This is a genomic window from Verticiella sediminum (assembly GCF_007558815.1).
Taxonomy (GTDB): Bacteria; Pseudomonadota; Gammaproteobacteria; order Burkholderiales; family Burkholderiaceae_B; genus Verticiella; species Verticiella sediminum.
Map to the genome: position 1 here is coordinate 1 of NZ_VLTJ01000025.1, position 16,003 is coordinate 16,003.

Genomic DNA, 16,003 nt, shown 5'->3' on the forward strand with positions numbered 1-16,003 from the left:
ACCTGGCGATCGTGCCGGCCAGAACAGGGCCAGGCAGGGCTGGAGATACGCTTCGAGTGCATCTTTCCAGCGCCCGTCGTGGTCGGCCTCGGGGGCCGCGTGCGGGTAGGGTTCGGGCAGCGGATCGCCTGGCGGCAAGGCAGCGGGCATGTCGTCTCCTGGGAAGACGACAGCCTACGGCCGCCAGCGCTCCCGTGCCGCACAAGTGCGGCGGATGGCACGCAGTGGTTTTTTGCCGCCGGCGCCGGGCCGCCCCAAGGCAAAAAGCGCCCCCTTGGGGGGGCAGCCAGCCGAAGGCGCAGCGTGGGGGCACATAAAAAAAAACCCCCATACGCTGTCCCGTATGGGGGTCGACGGCGACCGTCTGAGGGGGATCGACGCCCGCCTGCCGAAGAAACTGGCCCGTGCATACCGCGAAAGCCGCACCGGTCATGGATGGACAACCCGGCATTGCCGGGGTTCCCGTTATTTTCAGTTCACGCCCGCCATCTGTTTCTGGCGTGCGCGCTTGCGGTAGAACGACCATGCCAGGCCCAGGATCAGGGCCAGACCGGCGGCCAGGAAGCCCGCGCTGATCGGCCGCGAGACGAACACCACCATGTCGCCGCGCGAGAGCAGCAGGGCACGGCGGAAGTTCTCCTCGACCATGGGGCCGAGCACGAAGCCGAGCAGCAGCGGCGCAGCTTCGAAGCGCAGCCGCATGAAGAGGTAGCCCACCAGGCCGAACAGCAGCACCATGTTCACGTCGAACAGGTTGTTGTTGGTCGAGTAGACCCCCACGCAGACGAAGAACAGCGCCGTCGGGAAGAGGAACTTGTAGGGCACCGAGAGCAGTCGGATCCACATGCCGATGAGCGGCAGGTTCAGGACCAGCAGCAGGATGTTGCCGACCCAGAAGCTGGCGATCAGGCCCCAGAAGATGTCGCCGTGCTCGACGATCATCTGCGGACCGGGCTGGATGCCGTGGATGATGAGCGCGCCCAGCATCAGGGCCATCACCGGGTCGCCCGGGATGCCCAGGCTCATGGTCGGGATGAAGCCGGTCTGCGTACCCGCCGAGCAGGCGGCCTCGGGCGAGGCCACGCCTTCGATCGCGCCGCGCCCGAAGCGCTTCGGCTCCTTGGCGACCTTCTTCTCGGTGGCGTAGGCGATGAACGAGGCGATCGTCGGGCCCGTGCCGGGCAGCACGCCGAACAGCGAGCCGATGGCCGTGCCGCGCACGAGTGCGCCGCGCGACTGCTTGATATCGCCCTTCTCGGGACGCAGCGACTTCATCGAGACTCTGCCGCTGCCCTCGACCTTCACCGCCGCCTTCATCTTGTTCACGTTGCGCAGGATGTCGGCGATGCCGAACAGACCCATGGCGAGCGCGACCAGCGAAAGGCCGTCGGACAGCTCCATGATGCCGAAGTTAAAGCGCATCACGCCCGAGTTGACGTCGGTGCCGACCACGCCCAGCAGCAGGCCGAGCGCGACCATGGCCACGCCCTTGACGGCCGAGCCCTTGGCGAGCGTCGCGCCGGCGAGCAGGCCGACCACCATCATCGAGAAGTACTCGGCGGGGCCGAACTTGAAGGCCACCTCGGTAAGCAGCGGCGTGAACAGGATCATGGTGACGATCCCGACTGTCGCGCCGCAGAACGAGGAGAACATCAGCATGAACAGCGCCGAACCGGCCTTGCCCTGTCGGGCGAGCGGGTTGCCGTCCAGGCAGGCGACCGCGTGCGAGGCGGTGCCCGGCATGTTCAGCATGATCGAGGTGATCCCCCCGCCGTACTGCGAGCCGTAGTAGATGCCGGCCAGCATCACCAACGCCGCGGTCGGCGTCATGGTGTAGGTCAGCGGCAGCAGCATGGAGATCGCGGCCAGCACGCCCATGCCCGGCAGCACGCCGATCAGGTTGCCCATGAACACGCCGAAGGCGGCCCACATCAGGTTGTAGGGCTGAAAGGCAACCCCGAAACCCATTATCAAATTGTCGAGCAGCTCCATGGCGTCACCCCCAACGGAAGAGCGGGAACTGCAGTTGCAGGAAGTACGAGAAGATGATCGTACCCACCACGGTCACCCCCAGTGCCAGGAGCAGCGCGTGCAGCGGTTTCTGGTCTCGATCGCCCATGGCGGCGATGAGGACCAGCGCGAAGGTCGCCGGCACGAGGCCGCCGACATGACCAAGGAAGATGAAGGCGATCACCCCGGCGATGATGCAGCCCCAGCCGCGCCAGTCGGGCGGGTCGCCGCTGATGTCGTGTTCCATGTCTTCCTCGGCGACGGGGTCGGCCGTCAGGGCGATCAGGATGCCCAGGCCGACGAGCAGCACGCCCAGGGCGACCGGGAAGAACCCCGGACCCATGCGTGCCAGCGTACCGATGGTGTATCGGCTGCCTTCGACAATGGCGCCGAGGCCGAGCAGGACGACGACGCCTCCCCCGAGGAGATCGCTCCTGCTCTTGTGTCTCAACCAATTCATTCGTTTCCCTCTCTATGGCCGGCAAGGCGAGGAGCCCGCAGCCGGCTGGGTATTTCTCTGGAAGTGTGGCCGGCTGCCCTGAAGACGAAGGCGCACGACTCTGCTTTTTTTCTCCGCAAAGAGAAAAACGTGCAGGATACGAAGGGAGACTTTCAGTCGGCTTTCAGGGGGCGTGCTGCGATGCAACACGCGAGAGCGGTAGGCGAATGGTGGCGTCCAGCCCGACATTCCCCTGGGCATCGGAGTCTCCGTCGCCTAGGGTGATGTCCCCGTTGTCGCGTTGCACAAAGGCACGTGCGATGGCCAGGCCGAGCCCGGCGCCGCCGCCTTCGGGGGCGGGAGCCAGGCGCGCGAAACGGTCGAAGGCTTCCTCTCGCCGCTCGGCGGGGATGCCGGGGCCGTTGTCGGTCACGCGGAGCCAGCCGAAGCCGCCGGCCTCGCCGCAGGCCAGCGAGATCTGCCCGCCGCGCGGCGTGTACTCGAGCGCGTTGTGCAACAGGTTGGCGACGGCCTCGCGAATGCCGTCGGCATGCCCGCGGACCCAGGCGGCACCGTCCTCGTCGCCCTCCCAGCCCAGGTCGATGCCGCGCTGGTCGGCCATCGGCAGGTACTCGATCAGCACGTCGCGTCCGCAGGCGGCCAGATCGAAGGCCGCCGGGCCGGCCTGCGGCGTATGGCGCGCCAGGGCCAGGCTGAGCAGTTGCGTGGTGAGGCGGCGGGTCTTGTCCAGGCGCGCGATGAGGGCGCGCACGCTTTCGCGCATGCGCTGTGGATCGGACTCGCGCAGCGCATACTCGGCCTGCGTGAGCATCACGGTCAACGGCGTGCGCAACTGATGCGAGGCGTCGGCGAGGAACTGGGTCTGCTCGTCCACCATGGCCTGCTGGCGCCGGATGTGATGATTCACGGCCTCCACCAGCGGCGCCACTTCGCCGGGCACCGCCGAGGCGTCCAGCGGCGTGGCATCGTCGGGCGCCCGCGCGGCCACCTCTGCCCGCAGGCGCACCAGCGGCCGCAGCCCCCAGCTCACCCCCAGCCACAGCAGCAAGGCCATGACCAGCAGCACGCGCACGTCGCGCCAGGTCTCCTGGCGCCATGCGGAGCTCTCCGCGTTGGTTCGCTCGGCGTTGCTCTGCGCGGCCTGGATCAACACGAAGGCGGGCCCGCGCGGGGTGACGACCGGGCGCACCTGAGCCGCGACGCGCATCGGCTCGCCCTCGACCATGGCGTCGAAGAAGGCCATGCCGGGCGCGGCAGCCTCGCGCCAATCGGGCGGCAGCGGCAGCTCGGCGTCGCCGATGAGGGCCTTGGCCGCAGCGAGCGCGGTGGTGGGATCGGCCAGCGGGTCCGCCCCCAGCCGCTGGATCTGGTAGCGCACCGGCGTCTCGCTGCTGCCGATCACCTTGTAGGCGATGGCCGCGGTATCCACGTCGAGCTGCCCGTTGGCCTCGAGATGCACGCTGCGCCCGAGCACGCCCATGGGCACGCGCAAGGCGCCGTCGTAGACGGCGCGCGCCATGTCGCGCAGCGTGTGATAGTCGTTGTAGCGATCGAGCGCGAGCGAGCCGAGCATGCCGGGCAGCAGCAGGCAGAGCAGCATGCCCTTGAGGCTCAGGCGATAGCGGCGCATCGCCGGGCCGCTGGCCTCGCCGGGCTTGCGCCGCCTGGCGCGTGAGCCGTACATCGAGCGCCCGGGTTCAGGACGGCTCGGCGGAGCCGGCCTTCAGCATGTAGCCAAGCCCGCGCACCGTGACGACGTTCACGCCGCTGTCGGCGAGCTTCTTGCGCAGCCGGTGCATGACCACCTCGATGGCGTCGGGACCCGCGTCGCTCTGCATCTCGAATACCTTGTCGAAGAGCTGGGCCTTGGTGACCGGCTTGCCGAAACGCTGCACGAGGGCGGCCAGCGCAGCACGCTCGCGCGGCGTGAGGGCGAGCAGATCGCCGTCGAGCGAGAAGCTGCGTGTCTCGCTGTCGAACACCAGGCGGCCGTATTGCACGCGCGTGCTGCGCTGGCCGCGGCCGCGCCGACCCAGCGCCGTGAGCCGCGCCTCGAGCTCGGCCAGCGCGAAGGGCTTGGTGAGAAAGTCGTCGGCGCCCAGGTTCAGCCCGCGCACGCGGTCGTCGAGCGCCCCCTGGGCCGTGAGGATCAGCACCGGCGTGGTGTCGCCGCCCTCGCGCAGCTCGCGCAGCCACACCAGGCCGTGGGTGTCGGGCAGGCGCAGGTCGAGCACGATGGCGTCGTACTCGGTGGTCGTGACCATGGCGCGCGCGCTGCGCACGTCGGGCGCGCGGTCCGGCACGAACCCGCTCTGCGCGAGCGCGCGCAGCAGCCAGTTGGCGAGGTCTTCCTCGTCTTCGACGACCAGCAGCCTCATCGGCTCACGCCCGTTCGAGCAGGCGCCTGGCGCACAGCTCGCCGGGCCCAAGCACGCCCGGCTCGCCCGCTGCGGAGCCGCCCGAGCGCACCGGCGCGGCGTCCAGGCGGGGCCGCGCACCATGCATGTGCTGGCGCAGATAGCGTGTCTCGCTGCCGCGCCGGAACAGGATGGCGGACAACTCGTTGAGCGCCTCGGTGTAGACGTCGCGCTTGAACTCGATGACCGCGTCGAGCGGCACCCAGTATTCATTCCAGCGCCAGGCATCGAACTCCGGGTGCTTGGTCGCGCGCAGCGAGACGTCGGAATCGCGCCCCAGCATGCGCAGCAGGAACCAGATCTGCTTCTGCCCCTTGTAGTGACCGCGCCATTCGCGGCGTACGAAGCGATCCGGCACGGTGTAGCGCAGCCAGTTGCGCGTGCGCCCCAGGATGCGGACGTGTTCCGGCCTCAACCCGACTTCTTCATGCAGCTCGCGGAACATGGCCTGCACCGGGCTTTCACCGTGCTTGATCCCGCCTTGCGGGAATTGCCAAGCGTGTTCGCGTATCCGCTTACCCCAGAAAACCTCGTTTTTTTGATTGACGAGGATGATGCCGACGTTGGGACGGTAGCCTTCACGATCCAGCATGGCCACCTCCAGTAATTTCTATACAATTGAAATCGATTATATCGATGACCTCGCCACCCTGCGAGGTCTTTCCTTTTCCCTACGGCCCAGCCCGGGCCAGCCTCTCCAGCCCGCGATGCGCGCCTCCAAATACCACATCAACACCCTGAAAGAAGCTCCTTCCGACGCCGAAGTGGTCAGCCATAAGCTGATGACCCGGGCCGGCATGATCCGCAAGCTCGCCGGGGGCATCTATACCTATATGCCGCTGGGCCTGCGCGTGATCCGCAAGGTGGAGGCCATCGTGCGCGAGGAAATGCAGGCGGCCGGCGCCATCGAGCTTCTGATGCCGGTGGTACAGCCCGCCGAGCTCTGGATGGAGTCGGGCCGTTGGGAACAATATGGCCCCGAACTGCTGCGGATCAAGGATCGCCACCAGCGCGACTTCGTGCTGCAGCCCACCTCCGAAGAAGTCATCACCGACATCGCGCGCGCCGAGATCCATAGCTGGCGCCAGTTGCCGCTCAACTTCTTTCACATCCAGACCAAGTTCCGCGACGAGCGCCGCCCGCGCTTCGGCGTGATGCGCGGGCGCGAGTTCACCATGAAGGACGCCTACTCCTTCGACCGCGACGAGGCCGGCGCCCAGGCGAGCTACGACATCATGTATCAGGCCTACATGCGCATCTTCCAGCGCCTGGGCCTGGAGTTCCGTGCCGTCGCGGCCGACACCGGCTCCATCGGCGGCTCGCGCAGCCACGAGTTCCAGGTCATCGCCGACACCGGCGAGGACCTGCTCGTCTACAACCCCGAGTCGGACTACGCCGCCAACATCGAGTTGGCGGAAGCCGTGGCGCTGGCAAGCGAGCGGCCGCCCGCGCGCGACGCCCTCGAGCGTGCCCCGACTCCCGGCGCGGCCAAGTGCGAGGACGTGGCCGCGCTGCTCAAGCTGCCGCTCACGCGGACGGTCAAGTCGATCGTGCTCGCCACCGACGGCGACGAGGGCGCGCAGATCTGGCTGCTGATGCTGCGCGGCGATCACGAACTCAACGAGATCAAGGCGGGCAAGGTGCCCGGGCTGGATCAGGGCTTTCGCTTCGCCACCGAGGCCGAGATCATCGAGCACTTCGGCTGCGAGCCGGGCTATCTCGGCCCCATCGGCACCGCCAGGCCGGTACGCGTGATCGCCGACCGCACAGTCGCCAACATGAGCGACTTCGTCTGCGGCGCCAATGCGCGCGATTTCCACTACACCGGCGTGAACTGGGGCCGCGACGTGCCCGAGCCCGAGCGGGTGGCCGACCTGCGCAACGTGGTCGCCGGCGACCCCGCGCCGGACGGCAAGGGCACGCTCGCCATCCAGCGCGGCATCGAGGTGGGCCACGTGTTCTTCCTCGGCACCAAATACTCCAAGGCGCTCAACGCCACCTTCCTGGACGAGAACGGCAAGCCGGCAGTGATGCAGATGGGCTGCTACGGCATCGGCATCACCCGCATCGTCGGCGCCGCCATCGAGCAGAACCATGACGAGCGCGGCATCGTCTGGCCCATGGCGCTGGCGCCGTTCCAGGTGGTGGTCTGCCCGGTGGGCTGGGGCAAGAGCGAGGCCGTGCGTTCGGCGGCGACCGAACTCTACGAAGCGCTGCTGGCGCAGGGCGTGGAGGCCGTGCTCGACGACCGCGACCTGCGCCCGGGCAGCATGTTCGCCGACTGGGAGCTCGTCGGCGTGCCCCTGCGCGTGACCATCGGCGATCGCGGCCTGAAGGACGGTGTGGTCGAGGTCCAGGCGCGCCGCGACGCCGAGGCCGCCAAGGTGCCGGCCGGCGAGGCGCTGGGCGAGGTGCTGGCGCGCATGCGCACACTCGCCTGATCCGGTTCGCTTGACCGGACTCGCCCGCCCGGCCCCGCCGGGCGGGCGAGTCCCGCGCGCAGTTCAGCGCAGAAAGAAGCCGCTGACCCTGCCGTCGGGCGTCATGCTCACCGTCGCCAGCCAGTCGTCCGCGCCCTGGCCGGGCGTCACCTTCCACACCCCCATGACCTGGCCGCCGCGCCGGATGTCGCCGAGCCGCTGCAGTTCATAGCCGGCCTTCAGGGCCGGGCCCACCTGCGCCGCCACCTCGCCGAACTGCGCCTGCGGGATGGCCGCGAACTCCGGCGTGCCGCGTGCGACGAAGCCCGCATGGTCCGTGCTCGCCAGCGCCTGCAGCATCTGGTCCACGGCTGGCCTTTCGTCGGCTTCGCCGGCGGTCCAGCCCGCCAACGGGGTCATCGCCAAACCGGCGACCAGCGCCCACGCGGCGCTCCGTATCCCGAATCCCATCTTTTCACGCTCCTGTCGCGTTGTTGATCTGCATCGGCGTGGCACACTCGCCGCGCCATCCGTGCGGGCGCTCGACGCCCGGCAGGACAGGCTGGCGGGCAGCACCGGATGTGCCCGCCGTTCGTCGCCGCCGGCCACGGTTCGCGGCGTCCCGGCGCCGTTCGTCGCATCGCCCTTGCTCACCCGCCCGCGCATGCGCAAGCTGTGCCCCATCGCCTCTGTCGCTGGAGTCCCCGCATGCCACATGCTCTCACCCCCTGGATGATCGTCCATCTCGCCGCCGCCGTGGCGGCCATAGTACTGGGCGCCACGGTCTTTCTGCGCCGCAAGGGTTCGCGCTCGCATCGTCGGCTGGGCCGCGCCTGGGCCGTGCTGATGCTGATCGTGATCGGTTCATCGTTCCTGATCCGCACGGGCGGCCATTACTCCTGGCTGCACCTGCTGTCCGTCGGCAGCCTGGCCGCCCTGGTGCTGGCCGTTTATCATGCCCGCAAACACAACCTGCGCGCGCATCGCTCGGCCATGCTCGGCCTGTACGTCGGCGGCCTGGTCATCGCTGGCATCTTCACCCTGCTGCCCTCGCGGGTACTGGGCTGGCATCTCTGGAACGCCCTCGGATGGCTGAGTTGACTCGCCCCCCCTTCGCCGGCAGGCGCCCGGCCCTGCTGTCGTTCGGCATCACGCTGGCTGCCAGCACCTTGGTCGCGCTCGTCCTGGCGGCCCTGGTGCCGGGCGTGGGCGGCTGGCGTTCCGCGGCCACCCACGCCTACGCCATCGGCCTGCTCGGCTGGGCCTGCATCGACGGCGGCCGCCGCCTGCTCTGGCCGCGGCGCGCGCCGCCCGTCGCCGGCATGCTGCTCCTGAGCGCGGCCGGCATGCTGGCCGCCTTCGTGCTCGGCTCGCTCCTGGCCGCGGCGCTGCTCGGCAGCTCCGCGGACTGGCTGCTCGGCATGGGCGAGCAGCGGCCCGTGCTGGTGGCCGCCGCCATGGCCACCCTGGTGGCGACCACGCTGGTCGCCGGCTCCAATTGGGCGATCCAGGCCACCGCCGCCCTGCGCCTGCGCGCGCAACTGGATCAAGCCCGCGCCGACGCCGCCGAGCATCTCGCGGACGACGCCCAGCTACGGCTGCTGCGCGCGCAGCTCGACCCGCACATGCTGTTCAACACCCTGGCCACCCTGCGCGCACTGGTCGCGCTGGACCCGGCTCGCGCCGAAGACATGCTCGATCGCCTGGTGGAGTTCCTGCGCGCCACGCTCGAAGGCTCGCGACGCCTGCGGCACGCCTTGCGCGACGAATTCGGCGTGCTCGAGGACTATCTGCACCTGATGGCCATCCGTCTTGGCAGCCGCCTGCGCTACCGGCTCGATCTGCCGCCCGCGCTCGCCGGGCACGGCGTGCCCGCCCTGCTGCTGCAGCCCCTGGTCGAGAACGCCCTGCGGCACGGCCTCGAACCGCTGCGCGAAGGCGGCGAGATCCAGGTCGCCGCATGGCGCGACGGCGCCTGGCTGTGCCTGGCCGTGGTCGACACCGGCGCCGGCATGGCGCCGCCGCCGTCCGGCGCTGCCTCGTTCGGCCTGGACGCCGTGCGCCGCCGGCTGGCCGCCAGCTACGGCGAGGACGCATACCTGGAGATCGCCTCGCCCTGGCCGGCCGGAGCCGGCGGCGGGACACGGGTGCTGATCGCGCTGCCGCTGTCGCGCGAGGCTCGCCGCGCACCCGAGCGGCCGCTGGACGAAGACCGGAGGCCCTGCCCATGAATGCTCCCGCCGCCCGCGCGCGCGGCCTGATCGCCGAGGACGAACCGCTGCTCGCGCAGGCGCTGCACGCGCAGCTCGCCCAGGCCTGGCCCGAACTGGAAATCCTGCCGCACGCCACCGACGGTTACGCCGCGCTCGAAGAGCTCGAAGCCCGCCGCCCCGATGTCGCTTTCCTGGACATTCGCATGCCGGGGCTGACCGGGCTGGAAGTCGCGCGCGTCGTGCTGGAGGACTGGCCCGAGGGCACGCCCGCCCCGCTGCTGGTCTTCGTGACCGCCTACGATGCGCACGCGGTCGAGGCCTTCGAGCTGGCCGCCGCGGACTACCTGCTCAAGCCCGTGACGGCGGACCGGCTGCGCGCGTGCGTCGAACGCCTGCGCGGCCGCCTGCACGCGCGCGAGGGCATCGACCTCGCCGCGCTGGCGCAGCGCCTGTCCCCGTTGCTCGCGCCCGCGGCCGCCGCGCAGGCCCCGCTGCGCTACCTGCAAGCCGGCACGCCGCAAGGCGTACGCATGCTCAGGACGGATACCCTGTACTACCTGCGCGCAGCCGACAAGTACGTGATCGCCTGCGGCGACGAAGGCGAGGCGCTGCTGCGCACCAGCCTCGGCGCGCTCGAGGCGCAACTGGACCCGGCGCGCTTTCTGCGCATCCACCGCAACACCATCGTCAATCTGGACTACGTGACCCAGGCCGAGCGCGACGCCCGCGGGCAGGTGCGCCTGCACCTGCGCGGCTCGCCCGAAACGCTGGTGGTGAGCCGGCTGCACCAGGAGCGGTTCAAGGCGATGTGAGTTGCCCGGCCGCGCCTCAGCGCCGCCGATAGACCAGCGCGATGCGCGCGAACGCGATCTCGACCGCCTGGCTGCCCGCCTGCAGGGTGGTGAAGCGCCCGCGGTGAAAGATCATCAGCCGCTTGCCCAACGGAAAAGGGATGAACTTGACGTACTGCACGTCCTCCCAGGCCACCTCGCGCCGCATGATCCAGGTCTGGCGCAGGCCGTGCTCGTCGATGGTGACCACGGAGCGCTGCATGGCGATCGCCAGCAAGGCCAGGCCGACATAGCAGAACACCACGGTGAAGCCGAACGCGGTGCCCAGGCTCTCCTGGGACGCGCTCATGGCCGCCGCGAGAATCTGCAGGGTGATGATGGCCAGCACCACCCAGGCCGCGATCTTGACGACCCTGCGATAGGCCGGGCCGACCACGGGCGGATCCAGTTCCTGCAGCAGCGCCGCGCGCTCGGCCTCGCTCACCCTCACCGACATGCAGCGGCCTCGCGCGCCGCCAGCGCATTGCCGGCGCGGCTCTCGTTGCGCCGCCCGATGCGCTGCGAGATCCAGAGTCCGATGCCGACCACGGCGTCCAGGTCCACCCCCGTGCGGATGCCCATCCCGTGCAGCATGTAGAGCACGTCCTCGGTCGCGACGTTGCCGGTCGCCCCCTTGGCATACGGGCAGCCGCCCAGGCCGGCGACCGACGCATGGAAGATCGCCACGCCCACCTGCATCGCCGCGACGATGTTGGCCAGCGACTGGCCATAGGTATCGTGGAAGTGGCCGGCAATGCGCTCGACGGGCACCACCCGCGCCACCGCCGCCATCACCGCGGCGGTCTGGCGCGGCGTACCCACGCCGATGGTGTCGGCCACGTCGACCTCGACGCAGCCCAGGTCCAGATAGCGCCGCGCCACGTCGACCACGGCCTCGGGCGCGACCTCGCCCTGGTAGGGACAGCCGAGCGAGCAGCTAATGCTGCCGCGCAGGCGGATGCCGGCATCGTGCGCGGCCCGTGCGACCGGGGCGAAACGCTCGATCGACTCGGCGATGGAGCAGTTGATGTTCTTCTGCGAGAAGGCTTCGCTCGCCGCGCCGAAGATCAGAACCTCGTCGGCGCCGGCCTCGACGGCCGCCTCGAAACCTTTCATGTTGGGCGTGAGCACGGAATAGATCGTGCCCTGCCGCCGCTCGATCGCGCCCATCACGGCGGCGCTGTCGGCCATCTGCGGCACCCACTTGGGCGACACGAAAGAGCCCGCCTCGACGTTGGCAAAGCCGGCGGCCGCGAGGCGGTTCACGAGTTCGACCTTGACCTCGGTCGGCACCTGGCTCTTTTCGTTCTGCAACCCGTCGCGCGGGCCGACTTCGACGAGCTTCACATAGTCGGGGTATGACATTTCAGTTCTCCTGGGGTGGCCACGGACCGCGTAACCCGAAAAGATAACCGACGCCGGCGCGGCGCGTCATGCATCGCGGCGGTTCAAGCGCTGGAACAGGCCGCCGTCGACCCGGGCGGCCAGACCGGCCAGCTCCAGCAGCGACAGGCCGCCCTGCACCTCGCCCGGCGCCAGCCCGGTGCGCTGCACCAGCGCGTCGACGGCGGCCGGATCGTGGCCCAGGGCCGCCAATACCCGGGCCGCAGCGGGCGGCAGATCGGCCTCGGACGGCGCCACGAGCGTATCTCCCCCCGGGCGCGCGCGTGGCGCCGAGCCCAGGGGCGGCAATTCGTTCAGCATGTCGTCCACCGACTCGACCAGCGTCGCGCCCTGGCGAATCAGGGCGTGGCAGCCGCGGGCCAGCGGCGCATGAATGGAGCCGGGGATGGCGAACACTTCGCGGCCGGCTTCGGCCGCCAGGCGTGCTGTGATCAGCGAACCGCTGCGCAGGGCCGCTTCGACGACGAGCACGCCCAGCGTGCAGCCGGCCACCAAGCGGTTGCGCCGGGGAAAGTTCGCGGCCTTCGGCGGCGCGCCCAGCGGCAACTCGGACACCAGCGCGCCGCCGGCGCCGAGCACGCGCTCGGCCAGCCCGCGATGCCGCGCCGGATAGATCAGATCGACCCCGGTGCCCAGCATCGCCACCGTGCCCGCGCCCGTGCTGCCCGCGGCGAGCGCCCCCTCGTGGGCCGCGGCGTCGATGCCGGCGGCCAGCCCGCTCACCACACACCAGCCGCTGACGGCCAGCGCCTGGGCGAAGCCGTGCGCAGTCTCGCGCCCGGCGGGCGTGGCGCGCCGCGCGCCCACGATGGCAAGCGCGGGGCGTTGCAGCGCGGCCAGCGAGCCGCGCACGTACAGCACCGGCGGCGCGTCGGGCAGGTGGCGTAGGCGCGCGGGATAATCCGCGTCGTCCAGGCAGACGGCGTGATGGCCGCTCAGCGTCAGCCAATGCAGGATGCGCGCTTCCTGCCGGCTCACGTCGGGCGGCGGCGCGAGCAGCCGCGCGGCCAGCGCGGGGCCCAGCCAGGGTTCGAGCCCGGCCCGGCCGAGGGCGAACAAGCGCTCGACGTTGCCCAGGGCATCGGCCAGTCGCCTGGCGGTCGCGGGGCCGATGCCGGGCGTGAGCGAGAGCCGCAGCCAGGCGCGGAACGGGGTGGCGATGAGCGTGTCCAATCGAAAAGGCCGGCAGTGGGAACGAACCCTACCTGTAACACGCAAGGCGCGCCCGGGCGTGCCGACCAGGCGCTTTACGACACACTTAGAACCCTGCCAAACCCTTGGGATTTCAAGGGATTGCCGCATATAATAGCTACAGACTATTAGATATAGACCACCGATTGAGCTATAGTAGGAAATAACCTACTTTATCCACGTGAGGCCCTTCCTCATGGCCAAGACACTATCCATACTTCGCTTCCCGGACCCGCGCCTGTTCAAGAAGGCCAAGCCGGTCGCGGCGGTCGATGACCGCATCCGCGAACTCGTCGCCGACATGGCCAGGACCATGTACGAGGCGCCGGGCGTCGGGCTCGCGGCCACCCAGGTCGACGTGCACGAACGGGTGGTCGTGATCGACGTCTCCGAGCAGGCGAACGAGCTGCTCGTGCTCATCAACCCGGAGATCCTCTGGCGCAGCGACGAGCTCAAGACGCACGAAGAAGGCTGCCTCTCGGTGCCGGGCGTCTATGACACCGTGGAGCGCGCCGACCGGGTGCGCGTGCGCGCGCTGGGCCTGGACGGCCAGCCCTACGAGTTCGACGCGGACGGCCTGCTGGCCGTGTGCGTACAGCACGAGATCGACCATCTCGACGGCAAGGTGTTCGTCGACTATCTCTCGCCGCTCAAGCAGTCGCGCATCAAGACGCGACTGCGCAAGCAGGAGCGCCAGGCCGCCGCGGCCTGAGCGCCGGCCGCCGGCTGCGCGCGCGCGGCGGCCGCGCCCGCCCTTCATCCGGGCCCGTCGCCTGCGCGGCGGGCCTTTTGCCGTTCAGGAAATCCATGCGTCTAGTCTTTGCCGGAACCCCGGAATTCGCCCGCATCGCGTATAGCGCGCTGCGCGACGCCGGCCACGACATCCCCCTGGTCCTCACCCAGCCCGACCGGCCGGCCGGCCGCGGCCTCAAGCTGACGCCTAGCCCGGTCAAGGTAGCCGCTCTGGAAGCCGGCGCCACGGTGCTGCAACCGCGCAGCCTGCGCCTGGACGGGCGCTATCCCGATGAGGCTACCGCTGCCCGCGAGGCCCTGCTGGCCGCCGCTCCCGACGCCATGGTGGTGGCCGCCTACGGGCTGATCCTGCCGGCCTGGGTCCTGACCCTGCCCCGCCTCGGCTGCCTGAACATCCACGCCAGCCTGCTGCCGCGCTGGCGCGGCGCGGCGCCGATCCAACGGGCGATCGAAGCCGGCGACGCGCGCACCGGCGTCACCATCATGCAGATGGATGAAGGCCTGGATACGGGCGACATGCTGCTCGAAGAAGCCATCGACATCCGTCCGGACGACACCGCGGGCGAGCTGCATGATGCGCTGGCGGTGCTGGGCGCCCGCCTCATCGGGCCGGCGCTCGAAGGCCGCGCGAACGGCAGCCTGGCCGCGCGCCCGCAGCCCGCCGAGGGCGTCACCTACGCCGCCAAGCTCGACAAGGCGGAAGCCGCGCTGGACCTCAGCCAGGGTGCGCAGGCGCTCGCGCGCCGCATCCACGCCTTCAACCCCGTGCCCGGCGCGACCCTGCGCCTGCCGGGCATCGAGGGGCCGGTGAAGGTGTGGCGCGCGCAGGCCCTGCCCGGCGGCGACGGCGCCGAGCCCGGCAGCGTGCTCGACGCCGGGCCGGCCGGCATCGACCTCGCGACCGGCGCGGGCGTGCTGCGCGTCATGGAACTGCAGAAGCCCGGCGGCAAGCGCCAGCCGGCAGAGGTCTTCGCGCGCGGCTGGACACGCCGATGAACCACCCTGCCCCGCCCCTGGCCGACCTGCTGCGCGCGGCAGCGCAGGCCGCGGCCGCCGTCGACGCCGGCACTTCGCTCACCGAGGCGCTGGCGCTCACCCCGCCCGCCCTGCGCCCGGGCACCCAGGCGATTGCCTTTCACGCCATGCGCCACCGCGGCACGGCGAGCGCCGTGGCGGACCAGTTGCTCGCGCGCCGGCCGCCTTCGCCGCTGGCGTACCAACTGCTGCTGGTGGCCCTGGCCTTGCTCGAAGGGGAGCCGGCGGGCGCGGACGCACGCGACGGCACGCCCCGCTATGCGGCTCATACGGTGGTCGACCAAGCCGTGCGGGCAACCGCCAGCCGCGAGCTGCAACGCTACAAAGCGCTGATCAACGGCTGCCTGCGGCGCTTCCTGCGCGAGCGCGACGCCCTGCTCGCCGAGGCCCGCCGCCACGCCGAAGGCCAGTGGAACTATCCGGCGTGGTGGGTCGGCCAGTTGCGTCGCGACTATCCCGGGCAATGGCAGGCGATCCTGCGCGCCGGCGAACGCGGCGGCCCGCTGACGCTGCGCGTAAACCGCCGCCGCGCCGAGCGCGTCGCGCTCGCCGCGGCCTTGCGGCAAGCCGGCGTCGACAGCACGCCGGTGGGCGAGCACGGGCTGGTGCTCGCGCGCGCCCGGCCCGTGCAGCAGCTCCCTGGCTTTGCGCAAGGGTGGTGGTCGGTGCAGGACGCCGCCGCGCAGCTCGCTGCCCCCTTGCTGGGCGTGCGCGACGGCATGCGCGTGCTCGATGCCTGCGCCGCCCCGGGCGGCAAGACCGCCCACCTGCTCGAGCTGGCCGATGTCGAGCTGCTCGCGCTGGATGCCGACCCGCACCGTCTCGCGCGCGTGGGCGAGAACCTCGACCGGCTCGGCCTGTCCGCCCGCCTCGAAGCCGCCGATGCAGCCGCCGTGGAGAGCTGGTGGGACGGCCGGCCGTTCGACGCCGTGCTCGCCGACGTGCCCTGTACCGCCTCGGGCATCGTGCGCCGCCACCCGGACATCCGCTGGTTGCGACGGCACAACGACATCGCGCGCACCGCCGCCCTGCAGGTACGGATCGCGGACGCGCTTTGGCAGGTCACCGCCCCCGGTGGTACATTGCTCTATGCCACCTGTTCGGTCTTTCCCGCCGAAGGAGAACGCCAGGCACAGGCATTCGCGTCGCGCCATGCCGATGCGCGACGCCTCGACGCGCCAGGCCAACTGCTGCCTGCGCCTGCCGATGCAGCGCCGCACGCACAGCACGACGGCTTTTTCTACGCGCTTTTCGAGAAAACCTGAACCGC

General features: G+C 70.4%; 16 protein-coding genes. 7 read left to right on the forward strand and 9 right to left on the reverse strand.

Annotation, left to right across the window (positions count from 1 at the left end; genetic code table 11):
- Window positions 1-471: 471 nt before the first annotated feature.
- The 5 genes from FOZ76_RS12485 to FOZ76_RS12505 all read right to left on the reverse strand — a co-directional run bounded on the left by FOZ76_RS12485 (window position 472) and on the right by FOZ76_RS12505 (window position 5,479).
- The gene (locus FOZ76_RS12485) at window positions 472-1,992 is read right to left on the reverse strand and encodes a tripartite tricarboxylate transporter permease (protein ID WP_143948603.1); all 1,521 of its coding nucleotides are present in this window, start codon (window positions 1,990-1,992) and stop codon (window positions 472-474) included.
- Between the two features lie 4 nt (window positions 1,993-1,996).
- A complete protein-coding gene (locus FOZ76_RS12490) occupies window positions 1,997-2,470 on the reverse strand; it encodes a tripartite tricarboxylate transporter TctB family protein (protein WP_143948604.1) in 474 nt (157 codons plus the stop codon).
- Between the two features lie 163 nt (window positions 2,471-2,633).
- Window positions 2,634-4,154 carry a sensor histidine kinase gene (locus tag FOZ76_RS12495; RefSeq protein ID WP_143948605.1) on the reverse strand — a complete coding sequence of 507 codons (1,521 nt, stop codon included), beginning with the start codon at window positions 4,152-4,154 and terminating at the stop codon, window positions 2,634-2,636.
- A gap of 13 nt (window positions 4,155-4,167) precedes the next feature.
- On the reverse strand, window positions 4,168-4,848 hold the full coding sequence (locus tag FOZ76_RS12500) for a response regulator (protein WP_143948606.1): 681 nt from the start codon (window positions 4,846-4,848) through the stop codon (window positions 4,168-4,170).
- 4 nt (window positions 4,849-4,852) lie between these two features.
- Window positions 4,853-5,479: an RNA pyrophosphohydrolase gene (locus FOZ76_RS12505; RefSeq protein WP_143948607.1), complete on the reverse strand. Its 627-nt coding sequence runs from the start codon at window positions 5,477-5,479 to the stop codon at window positions 4,853-4,855.
- A 115-nt stretch (window positions 5,480-5,594) separates the two neighbouring features.
- On the opposite strand from FOZ76_RS12505, the gene FOZ76_RS12510 reads away from it, so the two are divergent.
- Window positions 5,595-7,328, forward strand: coding sequence for a proline--tRNA ligase (locus tag FOZ76_RS12510; RefSeq protein WP_143948608.1), 1,734 nt, complete (start codon window positions 5,595-5,597; stop codon window positions 7,326-7,328).
- A 63-nt stretch (window positions 7,329-7,391) separates the two neighbouring features.
- On the opposite strand, the gene FOZ76_RS12515 is transcribed toward FOZ76_RS12510, so the two are convergent.
- A complete protein-coding gene (locus tag FOZ76_RS12515; RefSeq protein WP_143948609.1) occupies window positions 7,392-7,778 on the reverse strand; it encodes a hypothetical protein in 387 nt (128 codons plus the stop codon).
- A gap of 237 nt (window positions 7,779-8,015) precedes the next feature.
- Between FOZ76_RS12515 and FOZ76_RS12520 the strand changes: the two genes are divergently transcribed.
- Genes FOZ76_RS12520 through FOZ76_RS12530 form a run of 3 tightly spaced genes read left to right on the forward strand, consistent with a single transcriptional unit; the run spans window position 8,016 to window position 10,332 of the window.
- Complete coding sequence (locus FOZ76_RS12520; protein ID WP_143948610.1) at window positions 8,016-8,408, forward strand: DUF2306 domain-containing protein; 393 nt, start codon at window positions 8,016-8,018, stop codon at window positions 8,406-8,408.
- Window positions 8,396-9,538 (forward strand): sensor histidine kinase, encoded by a 1,143-nt coding sequence (locus FOZ76_RS12525; RefSeq protein WP_143948611.1) that lies wholly within the window; start codon window positions 8,396-8,398, stop codon window positions 9,536-9,538. Before FOZ76_RS12520 ends, FOZ76_RS12525 begins: the two co-directional genes overlap by 13 nt.
- Window positions 9,535-10,332 carry a LytR/AlgR family response regulator transcription factor gene (locus FOZ76_RS12530; RefSeq protein ID WP_143948612.1) on the forward strand — a complete coding sequence of 266 codons (798 nt, stop codon included), beginning with the start codon at window positions 9,535-9,537 and terminating at the stop codon, window positions 10,330-10,332. Before FOZ76_RS12525 ends, FOZ76_RS12530 begins: the two co-directional genes overlap by 4 nt.
- A 16-nt stretch (window positions 10,333-10,348) precedes the next feature.
- Here the strand turns inward: FOZ76_RS12530 and FOZ76_RS12535 are convergent, their stop codons facing one another.
- The 3 genes from FOZ76_RS12535 to dprA all read right to left on the reverse strand — a co-directional run bounded on the left by FOZ76_RS12535 (window position 10,349) and on the right by dprA (window position 12,927).
- The gene (locus tag FOZ76_RS12535; RefSeq protein WP_143948613.1) at window positions 10,349-10,807 is read right to left on the reverse strand and encodes a hypothetical protein; all 459 of its coding nucleotides are present in this window, start codon (window positions 10,805-10,807) and stop codon (window positions 10,349-10,351) included.
- Entirely contained in the window at window positions 10,798-11,715 is a 918-nt protein-coding gene (locus FOZ76_RS12540) for a hydroxymethylglutaryl-CoA lyase (RefSeq protein WP_143948614.1), read from the reverse strand. The genes FOZ76_RS12535 and FOZ76_RS12540 overlap by 10 nt, the downstream gene beginning before the upstream one ends.
- 66 nt (window positions 11,716-11,781) lie before the next feature.
- The gene (gene dprA, locus FOZ76_RS12545) at window positions 11,782-12,927 is read right to left on the reverse strand and encodes a DNA-processing protein DprA (protein ID WP_246129478.1); all 1,146 of its coding nucleotides are present in this window, start codon (window positions 12,925-12,927) and stop codon (window positions 11,782-11,784) included.
- Between the two features lie 214 nt (window positions 12,928-13,141).
- On the opposite strand from dprA, the gene def reads away from it, so the two are divergent.
- The 3 genes from def (at window position 13,142) to rsmB (ending at window position 15,998) form a co-directional block, all read left to right on the forward strand.
- Window positions 13,142-13,657, forward strand: coding sequence for a peptide deformylase (gene def / locus FOZ76_RS12550; protein WP_143948616.1), 516 nt, complete (start codon window positions 13,142-13,144; stop codon window positions 13,655-13,657).
- Between the two features lie 95 nt (window positions 13,658-13,752).
- The gene (gene fmt / locus FOZ76_RS12555; RefSeq protein ID WP_143948617.1) at window positions 13,753-14,694 is read left to right on the forward strand and encodes a methionyl-tRNA formyltransferase; all 942 of its coding nucleotides are present in this window, start codon (window positions 13,753-13,755) and stop codon (window positions 14,692-14,694) included.
- Window positions 14,691-15,998, forward strand: a complete 1,308-nt coding sequence (gene rsmB / locus FOZ76_RS12560) for a 16S rRNA (cytosine(967)-C(5))-methyltransferase RsmB (protein WP_170235416.1) — start codon at window positions 14,691-14,693, stop codon at window positions 15,996-15,998. The genes fmt and rsmB overlap by 4 nt, the downstream gene beginning before the upstream one ends.
- The last annotated feature ends 5 nt before the right edge of the window (window positions 15,999-16,003 follow it).